This is a genomic window from Mycolicibacter sinensis (assembly GCF_001667945.1).
Classification (GTDB): domain Bacteria; phylum Actinomycetota; class Actinomycetes; order Mycobacteriales; family Mycobacteriaceae; genus Mycobacterium; species Mycobacterium sinense_B.
On record NZ_LZJK01000153.1, the window covers coordinates 25,818 to 42,634 of the forward strand.

A 16,817-nucleotide genomic window follows, 5' to 3' on the forward strand; every position below is an offset into this window, starting at 1 on the left:
CGCGATGGCCTACCTGGCGGGTTTCATCCAGGTCAGCGGCGTCGTCGTCGGCACACCACTGGTCATCGGCCTGATGCGCCAGATCCGGGCGCGGGCCGAGGGCCGCGCCGGTGCCGGGATCTGGCAGCCGTGGCGTGACCTGCGCAAGCTGTTCGGCAAGCAGCTGCTCCACCCGCGCGGCACCACCTGGGTGTTCGCCGCGGCGCCGGCCGCACTGGCCGCCACCACGCTGGTCATCGTCGCCACCGCACCGCTGGTGGCCACCGACTCGCCGCTGGACCCGGTCGCCGACCTGATCACCGTGGTGGGGCTGCTGTTTCTGGGGACCGTGGCGCTCACGCTGGCCGGGATCGACACCGCGACGGCGTTCGGCGGGATGGGCGCCAGCCGCGAGATCACCATCGCAGCACTGGTCGAACCGACCATCCTGCTGGCGGTGTTCGCGTTGTCGATCCCGGCGGGCTCGGCCAACCTGGGCGCCATCGTCGGCAACACCCTCGCGCATCCCGGCCAGGTGTTCTCGTTGGCCAGTGCGCTGGCGTTCGTCGCGCTGTGCATCGTCATCGTCGCCGAGACCGGCCGGCTGCCGGTGGACAATCCGTCGACCCACCTGGAGCTGACGATGGTGCACGAGGCGATGGTGCTGGAATACGCCGGTCCCAAGCTGGCCCTGGTCGAGTGGGCCGCCGGCATGCGGCTGACGGTGCTGCTGGCGCTGCTGGCCAACCTGTTCTTCCCGTGGGGCATCGCCGGGGCGAATCCGAGCCCGGTCGACCTGGCGGTGGGCGCCGGTGCGATCGCGATCAAGGTCGCTCTGCTGGCGAGTGCGCTGGCCGTTATCGAGGTGTTCCTCGCCAAGCTGCGACTGTTCCGGGTGCCCGAATTGCTGGCCGGGTCCTTCCTGTTGGCGTTGCTGGCGGTGACGGCGGCGAACTTCTTCACCGGGGCGGGCCGATGAGCTACGACAACATGCTGGATCTGGCCGCCGGCGCGGTGCTGCTGACCGCGGTGCTGGCCGTCTGGCGCCGCGACCTGTCGGCGATCGTGCGGGGACTGCTCGTCGCCCAGGGTGCTGCACTGGCCGCCATCCCGGTGATTCGCGGTGTGCACGAACAGGATCGGGCCCTGATCGCGGTCGGGGTCGTGGTGGTGGCCGTGCGGGCCGTCGCGCTGCCGGGGCTGTTGGCCCGCGCGCTCGGCGCCGAATTAGAGCGCCGCGAGGCCACTCCCCTGGTCAGCATCGCCGCATCACTGCTGGTGGTCACCGCCCTGGTGGTGGTGGCATTCGCGATCGCCCAGCCCGTGGTGGACCTGCAGCGCAGCACCGCGACCAACGCCGCCCCGGCCGCGATTGCCACCGTCCTGATCGCCCTGTTCATGATGGCGACCCGCCGCCATGCCATCTCGCAGGCGGTCGGGCTGCTGATGCTGGACAACGGGATCGCCGCCACCGCGTTCCTGCTGACCGCCGGTGTCCCGCTGATCGTCGAACTGGGTGCGTCGCTGGATGTGCTGTTCGTGCTGATCGTGCTCGGTGTGCTGACCGGGCGATTGCGCAACGCCTTCGGTGGGGTGGATCTGGACCGGCTGCGGGAGCTGCGCGACTGATGACACCTCTGCTGCTGCTCGCCCTTCTGGCACCCGTTGGGGCGTCCGTGTTTTCGGTTGTGGCCGGCTGGCGCCGGCTCAGCGCAGTCGCGACGTGTGCGTCGGCGCTGACGATTCTCGGCTGCGGGATCGCCCTCGCGTTTCGGCTCGGTGACCGGGCACATCTGGCCCTGAACGGCCTGCTGCGCGCCGACGCACTGTCGGTGACCATGCTGATCGTGATCGGGGTCGTCGGCAGCCTGGCCACCTGGGCGAGCATCGGCTACCTCGACGCCGAGCTGGCCCGCGGGGTGACCGATCGGCGCGGTGCACGGCTGTACGGCATCCTCACCCCGGCGTTTCTGGCCGCGATGGCGCTTGCGGTGTCGGCCAACAACATCGGGGTGGTGTGGGTCGCCGTCGAGGCCACCACGGTGGTCACCGCGTTTCTGGTCGGGCACCACCGCAGCCGTGCCGCGCTGGAGGCCACCTGGAAGTACGTCATGGTCTGTTCGGTGGGCATCACCATCGCGTTTTTGGGCACCGTCCTGCTGCACTTCGCCGCTCGCCACGCCGGCGCCGGCGGCGAGGATGCGCTGCACTTCGACGTCCTGGTGGCCCATGCCGGCGGTCTCGACCCGGCGGTCACCCGGCTGGCCGGGGCACTGTTGCTGATCGGCTACGGCGCGAAGATGGGTCTGGCGCCGTTTCACAGCTGGCTGGCCGACGCGCACAGTCAGGCGCCGGCACCGGTTTCGGCGTTGATGAGCGGGGTGCTGCTGTCGGTCGCGTTCTCGGTGCTGATCCGGATCAAGCCGATCATCGACGCCGCGACGGGCCCCGCTTTCCTGCGGGCCGCGCTGCTGACCACCGGGCTGGCGACGATGCTCATCGCCGCGCTGTTGCTGACGGTCACCGCCGACCTCAAACGGATGCTGGCCTATTCGTCGATGGAGACGATGGGCCTGATCGCGGTCGCCGCCGCCGCCGGCACCGCGCCGGCCATCGCCGCACTGCTCCTGCACGTGCTGGCGCACGGGGTGGGCAAGACGGTGCTGTTCCTGGCCGGCGGCCAGTTGCAGGCCGCCCACGGCACCACGGCGATCAGCGAGATCACCGCGGTGTTGGGCCGATCACGGCTGGTCGGTGGCGCATTCGCGGCCGGGATGGTGGTGCTGCTCGGGTTGCCGCCGTTCGCGATGTTCGCCAGCGAGTTGGCGATCGCGATGTCGCTGGCCGACGCCCGGCTGGCGTGGGCCCTGGGACTGGCACTGGTGGCGCTTCTGGTGGCGTTCGCCGCGCTGATCGCCAACTCCGGCCGCATGCTGCTGGGTGTACCGAGCCCCGGCGGCCCGCCGATCCAGGTGCCGGCCACCGTCGCGGCCGCACTGGTGACCGGGGTGCTGGCCGCACTGGCCCTGGGCGTGACCGCGGGCCCGCTGACCGACCTGTTCGCCACCGCCGCAACACAACTGGGGGCGCTGTGATGGCTTCGGTTTCCCGCGTCGCGGTCACCGGCACCGAGCTGGCCGACACGACCGCACGGTTGCTGGCCGACGGCTTCCGGCTCGCACTGGTGGCCGCCCACGATGAGTACGACCACCTGCGCGTGGTGTATCTGTTCCTCGCCGGCCGGCCGGACCGTCGCACCGAGCTGACCCTGACCGTTCCGGCGCAGCACCCATCGATACCGTCGCTGGCCCGGTTGTCTTTTCAGGCCGGCCGCTTCGAACGGGAGATGCTGGACCTCTACGGGATCACCCCGGTCGGCCATCCGCAGCCGCGCCGCCTGGTGCGCCACGCGCACTGGCCGGAGAATTGGCATCCGATGCGTAACGACGCCGGGCCGCCGCCGGATTTCGTTGCGGCGGGCCGCTTTCCCTTCCTCAACGTCGAAGGCGCCGGCGTCTACGAGATTCCGGTCGGGCCGGTGCACGCCGGCCTGATCGAGCCGGGTCACTTCCGCTTCTCGGTGATCGGGGAATCGGTGCTGCGGCTCAAGGCGCGGCTGTGGTTCGTGCACCGGGGAATCGAGCGGCTGTTTGCCGGCCGCGGCGCCGGTGCCGCCGTCGAGCTCGCCGAACGGATCAGCGGCGATACCTCTGCCGGACACGCGCTGGCGCACAGCCTGGCCGTTGAGGATGCCCTCGGTGTCCAGCTGCCGGATCCGGCGCATCGATTGCGCGCCCTGCTGGTCGAACTCGAGCGGCTCTACAACCACGCCGCCGACCTGGGGGCCCTGGCCAACGACGTCGGCTTCGGCCTGGCCAATGCACACGCCCAACACGCCCGCGAACAACTGCTGCGGATCAACGCGCAAGTGACCGGAGATCGGTTGCTGCGGCGGGCGATCCGGCCGGGAGGCGTTGTGCTGCAGGCACTCCCCGACCCGCACCGGCTGCAGACCCTGGCCGATGACGTCGCTGAGATCGCTGAGCTGACGTTGGGCAACTCGGTGATCTATGACCGGTTCGCCGGCACCTCGGTGCTGCATCGAAGCGACGCGGAAGCGCTAGCGACGCTGGGCTATGTGGCACGGGCCAGCGGGCTGGTCACCGATGCCCGGCTCGACCATCCGATCACCGACCTGCCGGTAACCGAGGTGTCGGCGACAGCCGGCGATGTGCTCGCCCGCTATACGGTTCGGCGCGACGAATTCGCCGCCTCGGTGGCGCTGTGCCGCAACCTGATCGAGGGCCACCGCGGACCGATCGAGATCCGGGGGGAGATTCCCGAGGCGGCGGCCGGGTCCGGGGTCGGCATCGTCGAGGGCTGGCGCGGGACCATCGTGCACCGGGTGGAGATCGGCGCCGACGGAGCCATCACCCGCGCCAAGATCGTCGACCCCTCCTGGTTCAACTGGCCGGCCCTGCCGGTTGCCATGGGCGACACCATCGTCCCGGACTTCCCGCTGACGAACAAGAGCTTCAACCTGTCGTACGCCGGAAACGACTTGTAGCGGCTTGGGACCGCTGCGCCGTGTGTCAGGATATTTGACATGGGTGACGTGGACAGCGCTCCGCTGGGCTATCTGCTGTACCGGGTCAGCTCGGTGCTGCGCCCGCAGGTGTCGGCGGTGCTGGGTCCGTTGGGGCTGACGCTTCCCGAATTCGTCTGCATGCGAGTGCTTTCGCTTCGCCCGGGGCTGTCCAGCGCCGAGTTGGCCCGCCACATCAGCGTCACGCCGCAGGCCATGAACGCCGTGCTGCACCGGCTGCAGAACCGGGGCGCGGTGAGCCGGCCGCAGTCGGTGCCGTCCGGGCGGGCGCTGCCGGCGACGCTGACCGACGCCGGTCGCGACCTGCTGACCCAGGCGGAAGAGGCGGTGCGGGTCGCCGACGGCCGGGTGCTGGCGGCCCTGAGTCCGGCCGAGCAGCACCGGTTCCGGCAGATGCTGGAGCAGATCGGCGACCAGTGTTGATGGCGGCGGCCCGCTTCGCCCGGCTTCGCGCGCTTGCGACCTCCGCTAGCCCCGGCCGGTGATCCTGGGCCAGGGCTTCGCCGCCTCGAGTTCATAGGCCAGCTCCAGCAGCCGGGCGTCCTGACCGAAGTGGGCGCTGAACATCATGCCCACCGGCAGCCCGGCCGCCGATTCGGCCAGCGGCAACGAGATCGCCGGGTCCCCGGTGGCATTCTGCAGCGGGGTGAACGCCACCCAGTCCATCAGCCGATCGATGATCTGCCGGTAGTCGGCGGTGGGATCCAGGTGGCCGACCTTCGGGGTCTCGTGGGCTAGCGTCGGGGTGAGCACCACGTCGTAGTTGCGGAACAGCCGTGCGGTGTGCCGGCGCAGGCTCGCCAGCCGGGCGATCGCCAGCGGCAGCCGGTACAGGTGCCGGGTGGCATGGCGGTCCAGTCCCAGCGTCAGGTTGTCCAGCCGACCGCGGTCGAAGGTCGGGCCGAACATCCGCCGCCCGCCGCGCACCAGCGCGGTCGCCAAAAACGCCCAGTAGAGCAGGAAGTCGTCGGCGAAGTAGCCCGGCACCGGTGGGCGGTCGACGTAGTCGAGGTGATGTCCGAGTTCCTCGAGCAGCGCGGCGGTCTTCAACGTCAGCTCGCGCATCTCCGCCGACGTCTCGCGCTGGATCGATTGAGTGATCACCGCGATCCGCAGCCGCTGACTGCCCGGCGCCCGGACGTCACCGACCGGGGGCAGTTTGGGGTTGCGCCAGATCCGTTCCGCCTCGGCGTAGAAGGCCGCGGTGTCCCGCACCGAGCGGGTGACCACCCCGTTGTAGACGATGCGCACCGGCATGGCGCGCAGGTCGGAGTCCAGCGGCAGCCGGCCGCGCGACGGTTTGAGGCCCACCAGACCGTTGCAGGCCGCCGGGATGCGGATGGAGCCGCCGCCGTCGTTGGCGTGCGCGATCGGCACCACCCCGGCCGCGACGAACGCCGCCGACCCCGACGACGACGCCCCCGCGGTGTAGTCGGTGTTCCACGGGTTGCGCACCGCGCCCAGTCGCGGGTGCTCGGCGGCGGCGCTGAACCCGAATTCGGACAGCTGGGTCTTGCCCAGCGCGACCAGGCCGGTGCCCAGGTACAGCCGGGCGAAATCGCCGTCGGCGGCAGCGGCGTGCGGCTGCCACGCGTCGGTGCCCTGCATGGTCGGCATCCCGGCAACATTGACGTTGTCCTTGACGAAGGTCGGGATCCCGCCGAAGTAACCGCCGCGCGGCGCCGCGGCCGCGGCGCGCGCCCGGTCGAACGCCTGGTAGGCCAGGCCGTTCAGCTGCGGGTTGACCGCTTCGGTACGGGCGATCGCGGCTTCGACGAGCTCGGCGGGCGACACGTCGCCCGATCGGATCCGCTCGACCAGACCGACCGCGTCGGAGTCGCCGAGCGCGTCGTCACCGAAGGCGTGGACATGGTGCATGTCCTGACGCTAGCAAGAGCGCCCGTGCTGGGCAGGCTAGGCCTGGCCGACCTCGAACCGCGCAAACCGCGTCACGGTCACGCCCGCTTCGTCGAGCAGCGCCTTCACGGTCTTCTTCGAGTCCGACACCGCCGCCTGGTCCAGCAGCACGGTGTCCTTGAAGAAGCCGTTCACCCGGCCCTCGACGATCTTCGGCAGGGCGGCCTCGGGCTTGCCCTCCTCCTTGGCCGTCTCCTCGGCGATGCGGCGCTCGTTGGCCACCACGTCGGCGGGGACGTCGTCGCGGGTCAGATAGCGGGCCTTGAGCGCGGCGATCTGCAGCGCCACCGCGTGAGCCGCCTCGGTTCCGGCGCCGGTGTACTCAACCAGCACACCGACCGCCGGCGGCAGGTCGGAGGCCCGCTTGTGCAGGTAGGTCTCCACGGTGCCGTCGAAGTAGGCGACCCGGCGCAGCTCGAGCTTCTCGCCGATCTTGGCCGACAGCGCCTCGATTGCCTCACCGACGGTGCGGTCCCCGATCTTGGCAGCCTTGAGCTCCTCGACGTCGGAGGTCTTGGCCGCCGCTGCGGCGGTGACGACCTCCTCGGCGAGCGCCTTGAACTCGTCGTTCTTGGCGACGAAGTCGGTCTCGGAGTTCAGCTCGATCAGCGCGCCGTCCTTGGCGGCGACCAGGCCTTCGGCGGTGGCGCGCTCGGCGCGCTTGCCGACGTCCTTGGCGCCCTTGATCCGCAGCAATTCGACGGACTTGTCGAAGTCGCCGTCACTTTCAGCCAGCGCGTTCTTGCAGTCCATCATGCCTGCGCCGGTGAGTTCCCGAAGCCGCTTGACGTCGGCAGCGGTGTAGTTCGCCACTGTGGTGTGCCTTTCCTACGATGCGTCGGTGGTGGTGTCGGTGCCGGCGGCCGGCTCAGGTGCCGAGGTGGTGGCACCGGCGAGCAGCTCCTGCTCCCATTCGGCCAGCGGCTCGACGGCCTCGGCCTCGGCCTTGCCCTCGCCGTTGCCCTGACCGGCGCGGGCCTGCAGGCCCTCGGCCACCGCGGAGGCGATGACCTTGGTCAACAGCGCCGCCGAGCGGATCGCGTCGTCATTGCCCGGGATCGGGTAGTCGACCAGGTCCGGGTCGCAGTTGGTGTCCAGGATCGCGATCACCGGGATGCCCAGCTTGCGGGCCTCGCCGACGGCGATGTGCTCCTTGTTGGTGTCGACGACCCAGACGGCCGAGGGCACCTTGTTCATGTCGCGGATACCGCCGAGGCTGCGCTCCAGCTTGTTCTTCTCCCGGGTCAGACCCAGGATCTCCTTCTTGGTGCGTCCCTCGAAGCCACCGGTCTGCTCCATGGCCTCGAGCTCCTTGAGCCGCTGCAGCCGCTTGTGCACGGTGGAGAAGTTGGTGAGCATGCCGCCGAGCCAGCGCTGGTTGACGTACGGCATCCCGACCCGGGTGGCCTCGGCCGCGACCGATTCCTGCGCCTGCTTCTTGGTGCCGACGAACAGCACGGTGCCGCCGTGGGCGACGGTCTCCTTGACGAACTCGTACGCCTTGTCGATGAACGTCAGCGTCTGCTGCAGGTCGATGATGTAGATGCCGTTGCGGTCGGTGAAGATGAACCGCTTCATCTTGGGGTTCCAGCGACGGGTCTGATGCCCGAAGTGGGTGCCGCTGTCAAGCAGCTGCTTCATGGTTACAACAGCCATTGATCCATGGCTCCTTATTTGTTGTCGGTTGTCGCCCGGCGACGGGTGAGGCCGGGCCCTGGTGCCTGCTGAGCTGCCGGACCCCTGTCGGGGACCGCCGGCAACCGGTTGTGCTGCAGACACGCGAAGTCAGCCCGCTGACGCGAACCGCGCATGTGAGTTTACACGCCGCGAACAGGTGCTTTGTCCACAGCGGTGACTGGCCCGTTTCGGGGCCGCCGGGGTGAACTGGGCGGATGCGACGCACGGCGTTGTTCCTGGTCGCGGCGTTGCTGCTGGCGGCGCCGGCCCACGGCCACCCGGTGCGGCTGAACTGGCCGCTGCGCCCGCGCCCGGCGGTGGTGCGGGAATTCGACGCCCCGCGGCCGGATTGGCAGCGCGGACATCGGGGGGTGGACCTGGCCGGTGTCGCGGGCCAGCCGGTGTATGCCGCCGGCGACGCGACCGTGGTGTTCGCCGGGCTCTCGGGCGGCGTGCCGGTGGTGTCGCTGGCCCACCCGGGCGGGTTGCGCACCAGCTATCAGCCGGTTTCGGCATCGGTGCGGCCGGGCCAGCGGGTGACGGCGACGACGGTGATCGGGGTGCTGGCTCCCGGTCATCCCGGCTGTGGCGCGGCGGTGTGTCTGCATTGGGGCGCGATGTGGGGGCCAGCCTCGCGGGCCGACTACATCGACCCGCTGGGGTTGTTGGCCTCGACCCCGATCCGGCTCAAGCCGTTATCGTGACCGCCGAGTGTGGGGTTGATGCACGCGTGTCCGGAGAAAGCGTGACACAAGCCGACGTTCGGCGCCCGTTTTGGCGCTAGGCCCGGGGGTGGGCCCGCTCGTGCACCGCCCGCAGCCGCGCGACCGTGACATGGGTGTAGAGCTGGGTGGTGGCCAGGCTGGAGTGACCCAACAGTTCCTGCACGACCCGCAGATCCGCCCCGCCCTCCAACAGGTGAGTCGCCGCGGTGTGCCGCAACCCGTGCGGCCCCATGTCGGGGGCGCCGCCGACCGCGGCGACCGTCTGGTGCACGACGGTACGGGCCTGGCGCGGGTCCAGCCGGCCACCGCGGGCACCGAGCAGCAGGGCCGGGCCGGACTCCGCCGTCGCCAACAGTGGACGCCCGCGGGCCAGCCAGGCCTGCAGCGCCTCGGCGGCCGGCTCGCCGAACGGCACCGTCCGCTGCTTGTTGCCCTTGCCGAGCACCCGCAGCAGCCGACGTGAGGGATCGACGTCGTCGACATCCAGGCCGCACAGTTCGCTGACCCGAACGGCGGTGGCATAGAGCAGTTCGGCGATCAGCCGGTCCCGCAAGGCCAGCGGATCGTTTTGCTGTGCACCGGTTTTCGCGGCGGCCATGGCAGCGTGCGCCTGGTCGGTGCGCAATACCGCCGGCAGGGTCCGGCGAGCTTTGGGCAGTGCAAGCCGCGCCCCGGGATCCGATGCCAGCAGGCCGCGCCGGGCCGCCCAGGCGGTGAAGGTCTTGACCGTCGAGGTGCGCCGGGCCAGTGTGCTGCGGGCCGCGCCGGCGCCGGCCTGCTGGGCCAGCCAGCTGCGCAGCAGCGGCAGGCTCAGGCCGTCGATGCCAGGGTGTCCGCGTTCGGCGAGGAAAGCGAACAGCGACCGCAGGTCACCGAGGTAGGCACGGCGGGTGTGTTCGGAGCGTCCCCGTTCCAAAGCCAGGTGCTCGTCGAACTCCTCGAGAATCTCGTCCACCGACTCACGGTGGCAGAAGCCGTTCAAACGCTCAGGTGACGCGCCGCAGCGTGTCCGGGGTGAGATCAACCCGTGACGGATAACCGTCGACCGCCATGATCAGGTCGGCTTCGGCCAGCAGGGAGCGCAGCACGTGCACGATCCCGCCGACTCCGCCCAGCGCCAACCCGTAGGCGTAGGGGCGGCCGATTCCCACCGCGGTGGCGCCCAGCGCCAGCGCCTTGATGATGTCGGCGCCGGAGCGGATACCCGAGTCGAACAGCACCGGCAGCCCGTCGGCGGCCTCCACCACGCCCGGGAGGCAGTCCAGCGCCGGCAGCCCGCCGTTGGCCTGGCGCCCGCCGTGCGTGGAACAGTAGATGCCGTCCACCCCGCCGTCTTTGGCGCGCCGCGCGTCCTCGGGGTGACAGATTCCCTTGACGATCAGCGGCAGGTCGGTCAACGACCGCAGCCACGGCAGGTCGTCCCAGGTCAGCGGGTTGCCGAAGGTTTGCACCCAGGACAACACGGCGGCCTGCGGGTTCTCTTCGGGCGGTTGGGCCAGCCCGGCGCGGAACACCGGGTCGGAAAAGTAGTTGGCCAGGCAGTGCCCGCGCAGCTGCGGAAAGTTCGACGTCGACAAATCCCGGGGACGCCAGCCCGGAATCCAGGTGTCCAGGGTGACCACGATGGCTTGGTATCCCGCCGCCTCGGCGCGGCGCACCAGGCTTTCGGCCAACTCCCGGTTCTTCGGCGTGTAGAGCTGGAAAAACCCTGGGGTGTCGCCGAATTCGGCGGCCACGTCCTCCAGCGGGTCGGCGGTCAGGGTCGAGACCATCAGCGGAACACCGGTGGCCGCCGCCGCTCTTGCGCTGGCCAGGTCGCCGTGGCCGTCCTGGGCGCAGATACCGATGACACCGATCGGGGCCATGAAGATCGGGGCGGGCAGCCGCAGCCCGAACATCTCGATGGACAAGTCGCGCTGCGCGGCGCCGACGAACATCCGCGGAATGAGCCCCCATCCGTCGAACGCCGCGACGTTGGCCCGCTGGGTGCGCTCGTCTCCGGCGCCGCCGGCCACATATGACCACACCGATGGGGAGAGCGCCGCGGCGGCCTTGGCCTCCAACTCGGTGTAGGTCATGGGCAGCGCGGGCACCACCCCGGCCAGGCCCTGCAGGTAGATCTCGAACTGGTAGTCCCCGTACGCCATGGGGTTAGTCTGCCGCAGCCTCGGCTGCTTCTTTGCTGGCGAGCTCCTTCTTCCATTGCCGGAAGGTCTCTTCGGTGCGACCGCGCCGCCAGTATCCGGAGATCGACGCCCACTTGGCCTCCACCCCGCGCTCCTTGCGGATGTAAGGCCGCAGATTATGCATGACGGCCTGCGCCTCGCCGTGGATGAACACCTGAACCTGGCCGGGCAGCCACAAGGTGGTGGTAACCGCCTCGATGAGCGGGGCGTTGTCACCGGCCCGGTCCTGCCCGACCAGGTCGGCACGTCCGCCGCGGTGCAGCCAGTTCAGCTGCACGCCCTGCGGCGCGGTCAGCGCGATCTCGTCTTCGGGGCCGGCGACCTCGATGAACACCTTGCCGACGGCGTCGGCCGGTAACGCCTCCAGGGCGGCCGCGATGGCGGGCAGCGCGCTCTCGTCACCGGCCAGCAGATGCCAGTCGGCGGCCGGGTCGGGCGCGTAGGCGCCGGCGGGGCCCATCAGGTAGACGGGCTGGCCGGGCTGGGCGGCGGTGGCCCACGGGCCGACGACGCCGTGGTCGCCGTGCACCGAGACGTCGATGGTGATCTCCCGGGCGACCGGATCGGCCCGCCGCACCGTCAGGGTGCGGATCACCGGGCGATCTTCGGCCGGCAGGCCGTCGAAGCTGTCCAGCGTCAACGGCTGCGGGAGCACGGCGACATCGAGGTCGTTGCGCACGAAGACGACCTTGACGTAGGAGTCGGTGAACTCGCTCGGGCGGAAGGTGTCGAATCCGGTGCCACCGAGCACCACCCGCACCATATGTTCCGAGAGGTGCTCGGTGCGGACTACCGCGAAGGTGTGAACCGGTCTTCCTGCCACGCTGCCTCCCCATCTTGGCCTGCCCCGCCGACTATACGAGCTACCGGTTGCCCCGGACGATCGCCCAGCTGCCGTCGCGGCGCTCGACCAGGCCCGCCACCTCCAGCATCGCCAGCGGCCCGAACACCTGTGCCGGGGGGAGCCCGGAGGCGACCGCGACCTGATCGACGGTCGCCACGCCGCGGCCCGGCAGCGCTTCGTAGACCTGACGTTCGGTGTCGCTGAGTCCGTCCAGCGGGGTCACCGGCCGGGGCGGGTCGGCTGCCAGCTCCCCCACCCGCCCGGCCAACTCGATCACCTCGTCGGCCCGGGTGACCAGCTCGGCACCGCCACGCAGCAGCACATGGCAGCCGGCCGAGGCCGCACTGGTCACCGGTCCGGGAACCGCGGCCACCGGACGGCCCAGCAGCCGCGCCCACGCGGCGGTGTTGGCCGCGCCGCTGCGCAGTCCGGCCTCCACCACGACCGTCGCGCCGGCCAGCGCCGCCACCAGCCGGTTGCGGGTCAGAAACCGGTGCCGAACCGGGCGGACTCCGGGCGGATACTCGCTGACCAGCAGACCGTGCCCGCCGATGCGGTGCAGCAGCGCGGAATGGCCTGCCGGATAGCAGATGTCGATGCCGCCGCCCAGCACCGCCACCGTCGTGCCGTCCGCGGCGAGCGTGGCGCGGTGTGCGGCACCGTCGATACCGTAGGCGCCGCCGGACACCACCGCCACGTCGCGCTCGACCAGCCCGGCGGCCAGGTCCGCGGCCACCACCTCGCCGTAGGCGGTCGCGGCCCGGGTCCCAACGATCGCGGTGGCACGTTCGGCGGTCTCCTCCAGGCGCGCCGGGCCCATCGCCCAGAGCACCAGGGGTGGGCGGCAACCCGGCTTTGGGGCGGCCGCGGCCCCGCCGAAGGCGGCGAACGCCAGTGCCGGCCATTCCTCGTCGTCTGGGGTGACCAGCCGACCGCCGCGGCGGGCCAGCAGTTCCAGATCCTGGGTAGCAGAGTCGATCTCGCGTCTGGCCTCGGTGTGCTTGGCCAGTTCCGGTTCGACGGCACCGCGCCGGATCCGCTCTGCCGCCTCGACCGGACCGACCCGGGCAACCAGGTCGGCCAGATCCGGCCGCGGCGGTTCGGCCACCCGGGACAGGTACGCCCAGGCCCGCAGGGTGGTCTGGTCGGTGCTCATCGGGCCGTCCCCGGTTGACGAAAGCTCAGGGCGGTGGCGACCTCGTCCAGGCCCGGTGAGTTGCGGCCCGCCAGGTCACTCAGCGTCCAGGCGACCCGCAGAGTGCGGTTGGCGCCGCGGATCGACAGCAGGCCGCGGTCCAGCGCCGTGCGCAGCGGGGCCATCGCGGCGGCACTGAGCCGAAACTTGCGCCGCAGCAAGGCTCCGCTGACCTCGGCGTTGGTGCCAAAGCCGTGCGGTTGCCAGCGGTCGGCCGCCGCGGCGCGCGCCGCTGCCACCCGGGCCCGCACCGTGGCCGTCGACTCCCCGTCGGCGGCGGAGAACGCGCCGGCCCGCACCGGATGCATCTGCACCCGCAGATCCACCCGGTCCAGCAGCGGACCGGACAAACGGCCGAGGTAGCGCCGTTTCTCCATCGGTTTGCAGGTGCAATCCCGCGGGTCGGCCGGCGCGCACGGGCAGGGGTTGGCCGCCATGACGAGCTGGAACCGGGCCGGGTAGTGGGCGACGCCGTCGCGCCGGGCCAGGCGGATCTCGCCGTCCTCCAACGGTGTGCGCAACGCCTCGAGGGCGCTGACCCGGATCTCGGCACACTCGTCGAGGAACAGCACCCCGCGGTGCGCGCGGCTCACCGCCCCCGGACGCGCCATTCCGGAGCCGCCGCCGACCAGCGCCGCGACGCTGGAGCTGTGGTGCGGTGCGATGAACGGCGGGCGGGTGATCAACGGTGCGCTGCCCGACAGTAGGCCCGCCACCGAGTGAATCGCGGTGACCTCCAGCGATTCGCTTTCCGTCAGCGGCGGCAGCAGACCCGGAAGGCGTTGCGCCAACATGGTTTTGCCGACACCCGGCGGTCCGGTCAGCATCAGGTGGTGTGACCCGGCCGCGGCTACCTCGACAGCGAACCGGGCGTGGGCCTGACCGACCACCTCCGCCAGGTCGGCGGGCGGTTGCAGGGCCGGCGCCACCGTGGTGATCCGCTCCTGCAGCCGCGCCGAACCGTCCAGCCAATCGTGCAGCTGCCCCAGCGTCGCCACCCCGTAGACATCGATGCCGTCCACCAGGCTGGCCTCGGCGAGATTGTCCACCGGTACCACCGCGCGCGCCCAGCCGTCGTTCCTGGCGGCCAGCACCGCCGGCAGCACTCCGTGCACCGGCCGCACCCGCCCGTCCAGGGCCAGCTCGCCGAGCAGCACCGTCTTCTCCAGCCGGGGCCAGGGTGTGCCGCGGTCCGCCGAGAGCACCGCAGCGGCCAAGGCGATGTCGTAGACCGACCCCATCTTCGGCAGCGTCGCCGGCGACAGAGCCAGCGTCAATCGCGATGTCGGCCAATGCTGTTCACTGTTGGTGATCGCCGCCCGCACGCGATCCCGGGACTCCTGCAGGGCGGCGTCGGGCAGGCCCACCAGATGCACCCCGGGCAGCCCCGAACTGATGTCGGCCTCGATCTCCACGATCAGTCCGTCCAGGCCCCGCACCGCGACCGAGAACGCCCGCCCCAGTGTCACCAGCCCACCCCCTGCAGGTGGGCGATCTCCGGGTCGCGGCGCCGCCCGATCCGCACCCTGATCACGTCCATGCGGACGGTGTCCCAGTGCGATTGCTGGCCGGCGAGCCACACTCCGGCCAGCCGGCGCAACCGGCGCAGCTTCTCCGGTGGCACCGCGTACGCCAGCCCGCCGAACCCGTCACCGGTGCGGGTTTTCACCTCGACGAACACCACGGTGCGCGCCGCCGGATCGGCAGCTATCACGTCCAGTTCGCCGTACCGGCAACGCCAGTTACGGGCCAGGATCGTCCACCCCTGCCCGATCAGGTGGTCGACGGCCAGCTGTTCCCCAAGCGCCCCCAGCTCGGCGCGCGTCATGGTTGTCATGCCGGCCAGGGTCGGTCATCGCACCGACAGCGTCGAGCCGCTGCGCGCCGAAAACCGCTGCAGCCCAGTCACTTGTCCACAGCGGCGACTTCATCCACAGCCGCCGGGTGACCGGCTAGCGCTAGCCGGCGTGCGCGCCCGGAGCCCGAACCACCAGCGGCACGCCGGGGAAGTATGCGGCCATCTCGGTGCGGGCACGGCGCAGCGCGGCGGTGCCGTAGCCCTTCTTGCGGTGTTCGGGGTGGATCCAGATCCGCACGTTGACCTCGCCCCGGTTGAGGTCGCCGAAGACCATGCCGACCTTCTGCGCACCGTCGACGGCGACGAACCACGCGGCGTCTTCGTCATCGACGCGAGACAGCCCGGAGAGGATTTCGTCGTCGAGGCCCCCGGCCGGCCCGCCGGACCCGTCGCCGCTGGCGCCGACGTCGGAGGTGCGCAGCGCAAAGATGTCACGATCGGCCGCACCGGCGAACGGGCGCAGCTGCAGCGTCTCACCGGAGCTCGCCGGGCGATCACCGAGGGTGAACGTCAACTCGTTGTTCAGGTCTTCGAGCTCCGCGGCGATCCGGCTGCGGGACTCCTTGGTCAGCTGATCCAGCGACATTCCGATCACCGCTTCGCAGCCCGCCGGTGAGGTGCCGAGCAGATTCGCGATCGCCTGCACCGCAGTCGCACGGTCGTCGGAGTCCACGATCACATCGAGTACCTCATGGCGGCGTTCCATGGCTTTGAGCAGGGCATCGGTGATTTCCCGACGGGAGACGGCACGGTCGACAGCGGTCATGCCTGCCAGCCTAGACCCAACTCCACGGCGACGCTGCGGTGTTATTCGGGCAGCCGCAGCTCGGGCTTTTCGACTTCTTCGATGTTGACGTCTTTGAACGTGACCACCCGCACCTGCTTGACGAACCGCGCCGGCCGGTACATGTCCCACACCCACGCGTCGGCGAGGCGCAGCTCGAAATACACCTCGCCGTCGGCATTGCGCGGCACCATCTCGACACTGTTGGCCAGGTAGAACCGCCGCTCGGTCTCCACGACGTAACTGAACTGCCCCACGATGTCCTTGTATTCGCGGTACAGCGAGAGTTCCATCTCGGTTTCGTACTTCTCGAGATCTTCGGCACTCATCTGCTCAGCCGTCCTTCTGTTCGGTTCGTCGTCCCCATTGTCCCCGTAACCGGGGTCGCCACCGCGGCCAGCGCCGCCATATTGCGCACGTTGATGAACGAGTAGCGATGCTGACTGCACGGCCCCAACGCCGCCAGCGCCGCGGTGTGCGCAGGGGTGGAGTACCCCTTGTGCTCGGCGAAGCCGTAGCCGGGGTCCTCCAGCGCCACCATGTACCGGTCGCGGGTGACCTTGGCCAGCACGCTCGCCGCGGCGATGCAGGCGGCCACACCGTCACCGCCGACCACCGGAAGCGAGGGCATCGGCAGCCCCGGAACCCGGAATCCGTCGGAGAGCACGTAACCGGGCCGCAGGGCCAGTCCGGCCACCGCGCGCCGCATGCCTTCGATATTGGCCGCGTGCACGCCGCGCGCGTCCACGTCGGCCGGCGCGATGAACACCACGTGGTAGGCCAGCGCGTGCCGGCGGATCACCGGAAACAACTGCTCCCGCGCCTTCTCGGTGAGCTTCTTCGAGTCGTCGAGCGCCGCCAGCGCGGCGGGCCGGCCCGGCCCGAGCACACAGGCGGCCACCACCAGCGGTCCGGCGCAGGCGCCGCGGCCGACCTCGTCGACACCGGCCACCGGCCCCAGCCCACTGCGATACAGCGCCGACTCCAGGGTGCGCAACCCCGGTGAGCGGCGGATCACCGTGCGCGGCGGCCAAGCCGGGGCCATG

17 protein-coding genes and 1 pseudogene are annotated in these 16,817 nt (G+C 70.7%); 6 read left to right on the plus strand and 12 right to left on the minus strand.

Annotated elements, in window-relative coordinates; translation table 11 throughout:
- The first annotated feature begins 4 nt into the window (after nt 1–4).
- Genes A5694_RS19735 through A5694_RS19755 form a run of 5 tightly spaced genes read left to right on the plus strand, consistent with a single transcriptional unit; the run spans nt 5 to nt 5,008 of the window.
- Complete coding sequence (locus A5694_RS19735) at nt 5–958, plus strand: respiratory chain complex I subunit 1 family protein (protein WP_109535772.1); 954 nt, start codon at nt 5–7, stop codon at nt 956–958.
- On the plus strand, nt 955–1,608 hold the full coding sequence (locus tag A5694_RS19740; RefSeq protein WP_064924004.1) for a hypothetical protein: 654 nt from the start codon (nt 955–957) through the stop codon (nt 1,606–1,608). Before A5694_RS19735 ends, A5694_RS19740 begins: the two co-directional genes overlap by 4 nt.
- Entirely contained in the window at nt 1,608–3,074 is a 1,467-nt protein-coding gene (locus A5694_RS19745) for a proton-conducting transporter membrane subunit (RefSeq protein ID WP_064924005.1), read from the plus strand. The genes A5694_RS19740 and A5694_RS19745 overlap by 1 nt, the downstream gene beginning before the upstream one ends.
- The gene (locus A5694_RS19750) at nt 3,074–4,546 is read left to right on the plus strand and encodes an NADH-quinone oxidoreductase subunit C (RefSeq protein WP_064924006.1); all 1,473 of its coding nucleotides are present in this window, start codon (nt 3,074–3,076) and stop codon (nt 4,544–4,546) included. Before A5694_RS19745 ends, A5694_RS19750 begins: the two co-directional genes overlap by 1 nt.
- 39 nt (nt 4,547–4,585) lie before the next feature.
- Nucleotides 4,586–5,008 (plus strand): MarR family winged helix-turn-helix transcriptional regulator, encoded by a 423-nt coding sequence (locus A5694_RS19755; protein WP_064924007.1) that lies wholly within the window; start codon nt 4,586–4,588, stop codon nt 5,006–5,008.
- Nucleotides 5,009–5,053: 45 nt separating this feature from the next.
- On the opposite strand, the gene A5694_RS19760 is transcribed toward A5694_RS19755, so the two are convergent.
- Genes A5694_RS19760 through rpsB form a run of 3 tightly spaced genes read right to left on the minus strand, consistent with a single transcriptional unit; the run spans nt 5,054 to nt 8,158 of the window.
- Complete coding sequence (locus A5694_RS19760) at nt 5,054–6,463, minus strand: amidase (RefSeq protein WP_064924008.1); 1,410 nt, start codon at nt 6,461–6,463, stop codon at nt 5,054–5,056.
- 36 nt (nt 6,464–6,499) lie between these two features.
- The gene (gene tsf / locus A5694_RS19765) at nt 6,500–7,315 is read right to left on the minus strand and encodes a translation elongation factor Ts (RefSeq protein WP_064924009.1); all 816 of its coding nucleotides are present in this window, start codon (nt 7,313–7,315) and stop codon (nt 6,500–6,502) included.
- A gap of 15 nt (nt 7,316–7,330) precedes the next feature.
- Nucleotides 7,331–8,158 carry a 30S ribosomal protein S2 gene (gene rpsB / locus A5694_RS19770; protein WP_064924010.1) on the minus strand — a complete coding sequence of 276 codons (828 nt, stop codon included), beginning with the start codon at nt 8,156–8,158 and terminating at the stop codon, nt 7,331–7,333.
- 257 nt (nt 8,159–8,415) lie between these two features.
- Here rpsB and A5694_RS19775 point away from each other — a divergent pair.
- A pseudogene (locus A5694_RS19775) lies at nt 8,416–8,880 on the plus strand (M23 family metallopeptidase); the annotation flags it as partial.
- Nucleotides 8,881–8,959: 79 nt separating this feature from the next.
- Here A5694_RS19775 and A5694_RS19780 read toward each other — a convergent pair.
- From A5694_RS19780 to A5694_RS19820, 9 genes are all read right to left on the minus strand, one after another.
- On the minus strand, nt 8,960–9,859 hold the full coding sequence (locus A5694_RS19780) for a tyrosine recombinase XerC (RefSeq protein WP_064924012.1): 900 nt from the start codon (nt 9,857–9,859) through the stop codon (nt 8,960–8,962).
- 31 nt (nt 9,860–9,890) lie between these two features.
- Nucleotides 9,891–11,051 (minus strand): alpha-hydroxy-acid oxidizing protein, encoded by a 1,161-nt coding sequence (locus A5694_RS19785; RefSeq protein WP_064924013.1) that lies wholly within the window; start codon nt 11,049–11,051, stop codon nt 9,891–9,893.
- A gap of 4 nt (nt 11,052–11,055) precedes the next feature.
- Nucleotides 11,056–11,913, minus strand: coding sequence for a siderophore-interacting protein (locus tag A5694_RS19790; protein WP_064924014.1), 858 nt, complete (start codon nt 11,911–11,913; stop codon nt 11,056–11,058).
- Nucleotides 11,914–11,953: 40 nt separating this feature from the next.
- A complete protein-coding gene (gene dprA, locus A5694_RS19795; protein ID WP_064924015.1) occupies nt 11,954–13,090 on the minus strand; it encodes a DNA-processing protein DprA in 1,137 nt (378 codons plus the stop codon).
- Nucleotides 13,087–14,598 carry a YifB family Mg chelatase-like AAA ATPase gene (locus A5694_RS19800; protein WP_064924016.1) on the minus strand — a complete coding sequence of 504 codons (1,512 nt, stop codon included), beginning with the start codon at nt 14,596–14,598 and terminating at the stop codon, nt 13,087–13,089. Before A5694_RS19800 ends, dprA begins: the two co-directional genes overlap by 4 nt.
- Nucleotides 14,595–14,966: a YraN family protein gene (locus tag A5694_RS19805; RefSeq protein ID WP_064924017.1), complete on the minus strand. Its 372-nt coding sequence runs from the start codon at nt 14,964–14,966 to the stop codon at nt 14,595–14,597. Before A5694_RS19805 ends, A5694_RS19800 begins: the two co-directional genes overlap by 4 nt.
- A 121-nt stretch (nt 14,967–15,087) precedes the next feature.
- Nucleotides 15,088–15,753, minus strand: coding sequence for a GNAT family N-acetyltransferase (locus A5694_RS19810; RefSeq protein WP_064924018.1), 666 nt, complete (start codon nt 15,751–15,753; stop codon nt 15,088–15,090).
- A 41-nt stretch (nt 15,754–15,794) separates the two neighbouring features.
- Nucleotides 15,795–16,100: a DUF2469 domain-containing protein gene (locus tag A5694_RS19815; protein WP_012393608.1), complete on the minus strand. Its 306-nt coding sequence runs from the start codon at nt 16,098–16,100 to the stop codon at nt 15,795–15,797.
- Nucleotides 16,097–16,816 (minus strand): ribonuclease HII, encoded by a 720-nt coding sequence (locus A5694_RS19820; protein WP_064924019.1) that lies wholly within the window; start codon nt 16,814–16,816, stop codon nt 16,097–16,099. Before A5694_RS19820 ends, A5694_RS19815 begins: the two co-directional genes overlap by 4 nt.
- Nucleotide 16,817: the final 1 nt, after the last annotated feature.

Coding starts and splice junctions, on each gene's coding strand:
- A5694_RS19735 (WP_109535772.1), top strand. CDS start 5: ATGGCCTACCTGGCGGGTTTCATCCAGGTCAGCGGCGTCGTCGTCGGC.
- A5694_RS19740 (WP_064924004.1), top strand. CDS start 955: ATGAGCTACGACAACATGCTGGATCTGGCCGCCGGCGCGGTGCTGCTG.
- A5694_RS19745 (WP_064924005.1), top strand. CDS start 1,608: ATGACACCTCTGCTGCTGCTCGCCCTTCTGGCACCCGTTGGGGCGTCC.
- A5694_RS19750 (WP_064924006.1), top strand. CDS start 3,074: ATGGCTTCGGTTTCCCGCGTCGCGGTCACCGGCACCGAGCTGGCCGAC.
- A5694_RS19755 (WP_064924007.1), top strand. CDS start 4,586: ATGGGTGACGTGGACAGCGCTCCGCTGGGCTATCTGCTGTACCGGGTC.
- A5694_RS19760 (WP_064924008.1), bottom strand. CDS start 6,463: ATGCACCATGTCCACGCCTTCGGTGACGACGCGCTCGGCGACTCCGAC.
- rpsB (WP_064924010.1), bottom strand. CDS start 8,158: ATGGCTGTTGTAACCATGAAGCAGCTGCTTGACAGCGGCACCCACTTC.
- A5694_RS19785 (WP_064924013.1), bottom strand. CDS start 11,051: ATGGCGTACGGGGACTACCAGTTCGAGATCTACCTGCAGGGCCTGGCC.
- dprA (WP_064924015.1), bottom strand. CDS start 13,090: ATGAGCACCGACCAGACCACCCTGCGGGCCTGGGCGTACCTGTCCCGG.
- A5694_RS19805 (WP_064924017.1), bottom strand. CDS start 14,966: ATGACAACCATGACGCGCGCCGAGCTGGGGGCGCTTGGGGAACAGCTG.
- A5694_RS19810 (WP_064924018.1), bottom strand. CDS start 15,753: ATGACCGCTGTCGACCGTGCCGTCTCCCGTCGGGAAATCACCGATGCC.
- A5694_RS19815 (WP_012393608.1), bottom strand. CDS start 16,100: ATGAGTGCCGAAGATCTCGAGAAGTACGAAACCGAGATGGAACTCTCG.
- A5694_RS19820 (WP_064924019.1), bottom strand. CDS start 16,816: ATGGCCCCGGCTTGGCCGCCGCGCACGGTGATCCGCCGCTCACCGGGG.